This window comes from Mycobacterium sp., from assembly GCF_032159565.1.
GTDB lineage: Bacteria > Actinomycetota > Actinomycetes > Mycobacteriales > Mycobacteriaceae > Mycobacterium.
Genome location: NZ_JAVHWR010000066.1, coordinates 1 through 7334, shown reverse-complemented (window position 1 = coordinate 7334; position 7334 = coordinate 1). Strand labels below are relative to the sequence as shown.

The following is a 7334-nucleotide window of genomic DNA, read 5'->3' as shown; positions in this document are numbered from 1 at the left end:
GACGGCCCGAGCAGGCAGAAGAACTCGCCATCCCGGATATCGAGGTCAAGAGGATGCAATGCTACCGCGTCGTCGAAACTCTTACTCACGCCGCGCAGTTCGATTGCGTTGACCCGCTCGCCCGTCTCGGCCGCGGGCACCGAGAGGAGTTCGTCCACCGGGAAGCTAGTCAATGCTTACCGCCCTTCGAGCACGTGCGCTCGCCTGGATTGCTTCGACGAGGGCAACCATGTGGGCGCCGTCGGCGAGCGTCGGATAGGAGACGTCGGCGCCGCCGATCGCGCAGTAGACGTCGCGGAACAGATTTCGGAACGCGTCGCCGAAGCCCTCGGCGTGACCGGCCGGCGAGAACGACAACCGCGCAGCACCGGGACTCAACGCGTCGGGGTTGCGGACGATCACGACCGCCGATCCGTCGGCCCGGCGGTGCATGACCTCGTTCGGACGGTCGACCTTCCAACCGAAGCCGCCCTCGGTGCCATCGACGTTGATAGCACAGCCGTTCGGCTCGCCTGCGGTGACGCCGGAGAACGTCGCGGATCCGACCACGCCACCGGTGATTTCGACGAAAAGCCGCACATAATCCTCGGCCTCGACGTGGACCGGCTCACCATCGCGGTACCGGGTGGGCCGCAGCGTGGAGAACCGCGCATCGACCTCCGTGATCCTCCGGTTGGTGACATACTCGGCCAGATCCAGCCAATGCACACCCAGATCTGCTGTGGCATAGGATGTTCCGGCGATTTTTGGATCGAACCCCCACGCCCAGTCGTCGTGACTCGAATCCCACGACCAAAATCCGCCGCTGACGGCGTTCACCTCGCCGAGGTCGCCCGCCAGGATTCTCGCCCGCATTTCGGCGACCATTGGATATGACCGCTTGGTCAGGCACACCGCCGCCGTGATATCCGCGGCCTCCGCCTCGGCGATCAGCTGACGCGCATCGGCCGAATCGGTCGCCATCGGCTTCTCGATGATCACATTGATTCCGCGCTTGACCGCTTCGATGGCATGCGCGACGTGAAGCCCGTGGGGGCTGCAGACATGCAGCACGTCGGGCGCGGTCTGGTCGAGCATGACCCGAAGATCTTCGAAAGCGCCGACCCGCGAGTTGCCATACCCACCGAATTCGTCGGCAAGCAAGCGGGCCTTGGCTCCATCGCGCCCACAGACGCCCACGACCGTCGAGCCGAGATCCTGTAGCCGCCAGCCGTGGACCCGAGAAACCCCACCGGTGCCCACAATTGCAGCACGCAGGGGTGGCGCGTAGTAGCTGTTGCCGCTAGCCATCCCCGCGCTGAAACTCATCGAGGGATTGTTTGCTGTAGCGACTGCCAAGTGTCTTCTCCATCGGGTGTTACCGCACCGTTCGATGCGCCAGACGCGGGACATTCAGCGGCTCCGGCGTGCCGTGTGACTGAAGTCTGGACATGTGTTGACCGATTGTCAATACATCACGACACATTGAGGAACATAGGGTGAACGACCGCGGTCCAAACTCACAGGCACCGCCGCCGCAGCGTTAGCGAAACGGCTTAGCAGCGAACCGCTTCCAGGCGAGATCGGCACCGTCTAGGCTCGGCAGTCTGAATATGACTCGGTCTTTCAGCGCGGGCAAGTACTTTGGAAACATGCGGCGGCTCGCGGCATCGGTAGCGCTGGTTCTGATCGTCGGAGGTTGCTCGCCCCAACCGCCGGCAGACAACGCTGCGCAACCGTCGGCGCCGGCCGAATCGGTGCCGACCGGCCTCCCCCTGCTGCCGAGCGAGGTGCCGACCGAGGGCAACCGGCCGCCCGCCGACAATCTTCCGCCGCCCGCTGAGCCGCAATCGGCACCGCCGCAGACGGTTCAGACCCCCGGACGGACTGTGCCGGTCGGAGACAAGCCCGAGGGCGTCGTCGTCGACGCGGTCACCCGCATGGTCGCCGTCGCCAAACGCGATCCCAACGAACTCGTCCTCATGAACGCCGACACCGGCGACGTCGTCAACCGGGTCCCCTTGCCCGGAGTCGTCCGGCACCTGCAATTGGCCAACCCGGGCGGACCCGTACTCGTCCCCGTCGAGAGCGCCAACGCGCTGGTCCGCGTCGAACTGCCGAGCGGACGGGCGCTGCCGCAGGTCGTCACCGGAGTGATGCCTCACGACGCGTCGCAGGCCGCGAACGGTACCGTGTTCGTCGCCAACGAACACGGCGGAACCGTCACCGTGCTGCGCGGTGAAGAGGTCGTGAAGGTTTTCGCCGACAGCGTGCAGCCCGCGGGCCTGGCGCCGGTCGGCGAATCGATGGGCCTCATCGACGTCCGCAAGAACGACTTGACCGTCTACGACACCCAGAACCTGTCCATCGTCGGTTCGGTGCCGGCCGGCGACGGACCCACTCACCTGGTGGCCGACAAGCACGGTCGCATGATCGCCGCCGACACCAGAGGCGACACAGTGCGCGTCTTCGAGCCGCTGCCAACGCCGCATCAGGTCGGCGAGGTCGCACAGCCGGGCGGTCCGTACGGAATCACCTACGACCCGACGCGTGACCTGCTGTGGGTCGCTTCGTCGGGCACCAACGAGGTGGTCGGCTACGACGTGAGCCAGCCGACACCGCGCGAGGTGAGTCGCTTTCCGACCGTCCAGAACCCCTACACGCTGGGCGTCGACGCAAACACCGGCAGGCTGTTCATCGCGGGTGTAACCGGCGGAGTGGTGCAGGTCGTGGACCCGCAGTCGTAGATTGGTTTTATGGGACGGGTCACCGCACGGCGTCGCGCCAGCCACGTCACCGCCGACGAGGCGGTGACGCGACCGGAGACACTGGTCGTGGAGGAGCCGCTGGAGATCCGCGTCAACGGCAAGGCGATCACGGTCACGATGCGGACGCCGGGCTCCGATGTCGAACTGGCGCAGGGCTTTCTGCTGACCGAGGGAGTCATCGGACATCGCGACGATCTGGTCACCGTGCGCTACTGCAGGGGCGCCGGCGCCGACAACCTGAACACCTACAACGTGCTGGACGCGACGCTCTCTCCCGGCGTGGAGATGCCGCAGGTGGACATCTCCCGCAACTTCTATACGACGTCGTCGTGCGGGGTGTGCGGCAAGGGGTCCCTCGACGCGGTCCGCACGATCAGCCGCTACTCCCCCGGCGATGACGCCTCACAGGTCAAGGCGGAGACGCTGTCGGCGATGCCGGAGCAGTTGCGTGCCGGGCAGAAGGTGTTCGCCAGCACTGGCGGCCTGCACGGCGCGGCGCTCTTCGACGCCGAGGGCACCATGTTGTCCGTGCGGGAGGACATCGGTCGGCACAACGCGGTCGACAAGGTCATCGGCTGGGCCGTCGAACAGAACAGGGTCCCGTTGACCGGCACTGTGCTGCTGGTCAGCGGGCGCGCCTCGTTCGAGCTCACCCAGAAAGCGGTGATGGCCGGCATTCCCGTGCTCGCGGCGGTCTCGGCGCCGTCGTCACTCGCGGTTGATCTGGCCAGCCAGTCCGGAGTAACGCTGGTGGCGTTCCTGCGCGGCGAGTCGATGAACGTCTACACCCGCCCGGACCGCATCAAGCGCTAGGGGCGCAGAGCGTCGGCGCGGGCGAGCGCTCACTTAGGTACGGATCAGGCGACTCAAACCGTACGACGGTGCGCGCTCGCGAGTCGCGCAGGGCCTCTACCTGCGATCTCCCCCAAATCTCCATACAACCTCCAAGCTCGCGCCCCCGCAATCGCCGACGATCAATCCCGTCGAACAACGATCGAAGGGAACACGAACGATGGCGGAGATCTTGATCGCGGCGCTGTCACCCGTCGGGCACATCGGCCCACTGCTGACCGTCACACAGGGCCTGGTGGACCGTGGAGACCGCGTCACCGTGTTGTCTGGCGCCGGTCGCGCCGATCAGATACGAGCGGTAGGCGCCACACCCGCAACGCTGCCGCCGAAAGGCGACCTCGACCCGGCGCTGCTCGAATCCGACAGCGGCCGTGAGGAAACCAGCGGCATCAAGCGGCTGAATTTCGATATCGTCCGGCTCTTCGTCGCGCCGATGCCTTTTCAGACGAAGGCGCTTGCCGACCTGATGGCGCAGAAACGGTTCGATGTTTCTGCTGGATTCCGGCGCACTCGCCGACCGTCTCATCGCACCTACGGTGCCGCAATTCGATTACCCGCGTACCGATCTGCCCGCCAACGTCCGCTACGTCGGCGCGGTGCACCCGGCACCGACACGGAAATTCAATCCGCCGGCGTGGTGGCAGAAGCTCGACGGTGACCGCCCCGTCGTGCACGTCACCCAGGGCACCGTGGATAACATCGACCTCAACCGGTTGCTGCGGCCCACCATCGAGGCGCTGGCAGACGAAAGCGTGATGGTGGTCGCCACCACCGGCGGATCGGGCGTTTCGGAGATGGACTGCCCCGTGCCGTCCAATGTGTTTGTCGCCGAACACATTCCGCACGACCTGTTGCTGCCGAAGATCGATGTGATGGTGACCAACGGCGGCTACGGCGCCGTGCAGCGGGCCCTGTCGACCGGTGTGCCGCTCGTGGTGGCAGGCGACACCGAGGACAAGCCCGAAGTCGCAGCGCGCGTCGCGTGGGCGGGCGCGGGCGTCGACCTGAAAACCGGCACACCCACCGCGAAGGCGGTCCGCAATGCGGTACGCGAGGTGCTCGGTGACGGTCGCTATCTGTGCCGGGCCCGCGAATTGGAGGCGGCATACGCCCAGTGCGACGGGGTGGCAGAGATCATCACGCTGATCGACGAGGTGGTCGGCAAACGGGCGGTGACGTCATGACGTGTGCCGACCCGTTCAACCGGCCGCCGGATTCGAGTAGCCAACTACGCGTGCCCGCAGACCGATGCCCGGAAAGAGTTGATCCGTGGTTGAGAATCTTCAGTTCGCTGCCGTCGCCGCCTATCTGCTGTGGTGCCTGTTCGCCTCGCTCTCCGGAGTAATCGGCACCGAAGAGGACGGCATCGAGCCAGAATCTGCGAAAGCGACAAAACGCAACAGTCGGTGAGCGCACGGCGCACCATGGGGGGCGCGGGGGCCGGAAAAGGAGTCCGATGACCGAACTCAAGACGCCGACCGCAGTGCTGCACGACGGGCCGCGCAGCCTGTCCGAGCAGGAGATCGCCGATATCGAGGGGCGAAACCTCACGGAGATCCGCCAGGTCGACATCGACGACGTGATCGAGCACGTCCATCACGGTCTGCGGAAGCTGCCCGACTTCGTCACGCTGTATCGCAAGTACCTCAAGCAGCGGTGGGACGTCTACGAACTCGACTTCACCCAGGACCGCATCGACTGGCTCGAGAAGATGTCGGAGGAGGAGCGGGAGTCCTTCGTCGGGATCGCATCCGGCTTCCACCACGGCGAGCGGCAGGTGGAGATCGAGCTGCCCGTCTTCATGATCGGCGCCGCCGAGGAGGAGAAGCTTCACATCGCCGCCCAGATCGAGGACGAGGCACGGCACACCGTCTTCTTCGACCGGTTCTACCGCGAGGTCGTCGGCATCGAGGGCGCCGACATCATGGAGGTGCTCGACAAGTCGTTTCCGTGGGTGCAGGAGACCTTCGTCGGCCCGTTCGGTCTGCTCGCCTACCAAGCCGACGAGTTACGCAGGAACCCGTACGACCAACGCGCGCGGGTCCGCTACGGGACGACGTACTTCCTCTGGATCGAGGGCGTGCTGGCGTTGTCGGTCATGAAAGTGACGCTGTCGTATGCGCGCTGGCGGGGATTCCTGCCGGCCTACTACACGGGGTTCACCGCGACGTGCCGGGACGAGTCGCGACACGTGCAGGGCGGCATGCGGTACCTGCAGGACGCGGTGCGGCGAGATCCAACGATGCTGAAAGAGATTCACGACACCCTGCGCACGATCCTGATGATCAGCGGGGTCTCCAGCCGCAAGGTCTACTACGAGCCGTTGGGCTGGACGGAGGAAGAGGTTCGGGTGCTGCTGATTCAGCAGCTGCGGCGAAAGTGCAACGACGTCGGCATCTCACTGTCTGAGGAGCTGGAAGATCTGCTGCTGCAGATCGAGCCGGTGCTGGCGGGAGGCTGACCATGGCGACGTTCTTCAGCGGGCAGTGGGCCGACGACGTGCAGTATGCGCTCAACGCCGGCCCGGACCACGACGCGCTGGCGGGCAAGCTGCAGGAGTATTGGGACTTCTACAACCTGGTTCGCTACACATATGCGTCGTCGTGGGCGCTCGGAGCGCGGAATCTACCGGCCGAATTAGGCGGCGGCACACGCTATCTCATTGTCGCCTGGCGCGACGGACTCGTCGGCGAGTGCAGGGTCACCGACGAGTCCGAACCAGTGGAAGCGACCTATGTGCTTGCGGCGGATTATCACGACTGGAAGGCGTTGTTCGCGGGGTACGACGCCCTCCGGACCGTGATGTATCGCAAGCTACTGCTCGAGGACGGCGACCTTCTCGAGTTCTTCAAGGGGATCTATTTCTTCGTCGAATGCCTGGCGCTGATCGCCACGGTGTCAACGACTCTCCCCGCGAACTCCGCGATGCTCACCGCGGTCTGACTGCGCGAGCTAGGCGCTCTTCTCGCGTCGCTCGGGTCGAGCGGGCTTGCGCGGCACGATCGTCGGCAGCACGTTGTCCTCGACCGTCTCCTTGGTCACGACGACCTTGGCGACGTCGTCGCGGCTGGGGATGTCGTACATCACCGGCAGCAGGACTTCCTCCATGATCGCGCGCAGGCCGCGGGCGCCGGTGCCGCGATGGATGGCCTGATCGGCGATGGACTCGAGCGCCTCCTCGGTGAACTCCAGCTCAACGCCGTCCATCTCGAACAGCCGCGTGTACTGCTTCACCAATGCGTTCTTGGGCTCGGAGAGGATCTTGACAAGGGATTCCTTGTCGAGGTTCGTCACCGACGCCACGACGGGCAGCCGGCCGATGAACTCGGGAATCAACCCGAACTTGATCAGGTCTTCGGGCATGACCTCGGCGAAGTGGTCCTGGGTGTCGATCTCGGCCTTGGAGTGCACCTCGGCGCCGAAGCCCAGCCCGCGTTTGCCGACGCGGTCGGAGACGATCCTCTCCAGACCCGCGAACGCACCCGCCACGATGAACAACACGTTGGTGGTGTCGATCTGGATGAACTCCTGATGGGGATGCTTGCGGCCGCCCTGCGGGGGCACCGACGCCTGGGTGCCCTCGAGGATCTTCAGCAGCGCCTGCTGCACGCCCTCGCCGGAGACGTCGCGGGTGATCGACGGGTTCTCGCTCTTGCGGGCGATCTTGTCGACCTCGTCGATGTAGATGATGCCGGTCTCGGCGCGCTTGACGTCGTAGTCGGCGGCCTGGATCAG

Annotated in this window: 7 protein-coding genes and 1 pseudogene; 6 read left to right on the top strand and 2 right to left on the bottom strand. The window is 65.4% G+C overall.

Annotated elements, in window-relative coordinates; genetic code table 11:
- Window positions 1-165 precede the first annotated feature (165 nt).
- Window positions 166-1308 carry a Gfo/Idh/MocA family protein gene (locus tag QOC76_RS07880; RefSeq protein ID WP_526355927.1) on the bottom strand — a complete coding sequence of 381 codons (1143 nt, stop codon included), beginning with the start codon at window positions 1306-1308 and terminating at the stop codon, window positions 166-168.
- Window positions 1309-1631: 323 nt separating this feature from the next.
- Here QOC76_RS07880 and QOC76_RS07875 point away from each other — a divergent pair, with 323 nt between their 5' ends.
- From QOC76_RS07875 to QOC76_RS07850, 6 genes and pseudogenes are all read left to right on the top strand, one after another.
- Window positions 1632-2726 carry a YncE family protein gene (locus QOC76_RS07875; RefSeq protein WP_526355925.1) on the top strand — a complete coding sequence of 365 codons (1095 nt, stop codon included), beginning with the start codon at window positions 1632-1634 and terminating at the stop codon, window positions 2724-2726.
- Window positions 2727-2735: 9 nt separating this feature from the next.
- A complete protein-coding gene (gene fdhD, locus QOC76_RS07870; protein WP_526355923.1) occupies window positions 2736-3560 on the top strand; it encodes a formate dehydrogenase accessory sulfurtransferase FdhD in 825 nt (274 codons plus the stop codon).
- A 199-nt stretch (window positions 3561-3759) separates the two neighbouring features.
- Window positions 3760-4783: pseudogene (locus tag QOC76_RS07865) on the top strand (glycosyltransferase).
- A gap of 85 nt (window positions 4784-4868) precedes the next feature.
- Entirely contained in the window at window positions 4869-5009 is a 141-nt protein-coding gene (locus QOC76_RS07860; protein ID WP_526355921.1) for a hypothetical protein, read from the top strand.
- 46 nt (window positions 5010-5055) lie between these two features.
- Entirely contained in the window at window positions 5056-6060 is a 1005-nt protein-coding gene (locus QOC76_RS07855) for a R2-like ligand-binding oxidase (protein ID WP_526355919.1), read from the top strand.
- 2 nt (window positions 6061-6062) lie between these two features.
- Window positions 6063-6542: a hypothetical protein gene (locus QOC76_RS07850; RefSeq protein WP_526355917.1), complete on the top strand. Its 480-nt coding sequence runs from the start codon at window positions 6063-6065 to the stop codon at window positions 6540-6542.
- A 9-nt stretch (window positions 6543-6551) separates the two neighbouring features.
- Here QOC76_RS07850 and clpX read toward each other — a convergent pair.
- Window positions 6552-7334 (bottom strand): ATP-dependent Clp protease ATP-binding subunit ClpX (gene clpX, locus QOC76_RS07845; protein ID WP_526355915.1); only part of this gene is annotated, 783 nt, incomplete at its 5' end.

Coding starts and splice junctions, on each gene's coding strand:
- QOC76_RS07875 (WP_526355925.1), top strand. CDS start 1,632: ATGCGGCGGCTCGCGGCATCGGTAGCGCTGGTTCTGATCGTCGGAGGT.
- QOC76_RS07850 (WP_526355917.1), top strand. CDS start 6,063: ATGGCGACGTTCTTCAGCGGGCAGTGGGCCGACGACGTGCAGTATGCG.
- QOC76_RS07880 (WP_526355927.1), bottom strand. CDS start 1,308: ATGAGTTTCAGCGCGGGGATGGCTAGCGGCAACAGCTACTACGCGCCA.
- QOC76_RS07855 (WP_526355919.1), top strand. CDS start 5,056: ATGACCGAACTCAAGACGCCGACCGCAGTGCTGCACGACGGGCCGCGC.
- fdhD (WP_526355923.1), top strand. CDS start 2,736: ATGGGACGGGTCACCGCACGGCGTCGCGCCAGCCACGTCACCGCCGAC.